The 880-nt window shown below is 63.4% G+C and carries 1 protein-coding gene; it reads left to right on the forward strand.

The features are described 5' to 3' along the window. Window positions 1–44: 44 nt before the first annotated feature. On the forward strand, window positions 45–880 hold an 836-nt coding region (locus OQ968_RS24745; protein WP_324682285.1), incomplete at its 3' end, for a serine/threonine-protein kinase.

Consider the following 880-nt stretch of genomic DNA (forward strand, 5'->3'; position numbering starts at 1 on the left):
GTTGGTATGGTCGGCGGGTCTGGGGTTGGTTTGGAGGTTCTGGGATGAGCGACGGTCAGGCCTCGCGGGTGGGGTCGATGTTTGGGCCGTATCACCTGAAGCGGCTGTTGGGCCGTGGTGGCATGGGTGAGGTGTATGAGGCCGAGCACACCGTCAAGGAGTGGACGGTGGCCGTCAAGTTGATGTCGGACAGCTTTAGCCGTGATCCGGTGTTTCGGGAGCGGATGAAGCGCGAGGCGCGCATCGCCGGGCGTTTGCAGGAACCCCATGTGGTGCCCATTCATGATTACGGCGAGATCGATGGGCAGATGTTCATGGAGATGCGCCTGATCGAGGGCACCGATCTGGATTCGGTGCTCAAGCGGTTTGGGCCGCTGACCCCGCCGCGCGCGGTGGCCATCATCACCCAGATCGCCTCGGCGCTGGATGCCGCGCATGCCGCGGGGGTGATGCATCGGGACGTCAAGCCGCCCAATATCTTGGTCACCCGCGACGATTTCGCTTATCTGGTCGATTTCGGGATTGCCAGTGCGACCACCGATGAGAAGCTGACCCAGTTGGGTACGGCGGTGGGCACGTGGAAATACATGGCGCCGGAACGGTTTTCCAATGATGAGGTCACCTACCGCGCCGACATTTATGCGTTGGCGTGCGTGTTGTATGAGTGCTTGACCGGGTCGCCGCCGTATCGGGCCGACAGTGCGGGCACGCTGGTCAGCGCGCATCTGATGGAACCGATCCCGCAGCCCAGCGCGACGCGTTCGGGCATCCCGAAGGCCTTTGACGCCGTGATCGCGCGGGGCATGGCCAAAAAACCCGAGGACCGCTTCGCCAGCGCTGGTGATCTGGCCCTGGCTGCTCACGAGGCGCTGTCGGATCC

Source organism: Mycobacterium sp. 663a-19 (assembly GCF_035616495.1).
In the GTDB taxonomy this organism is placed as follows: domain Bacteria; phylum Actinomycetota; class Actinomycetes; order Mycobacteriales; family Mycobacteriaceae; genus Mycobacterium.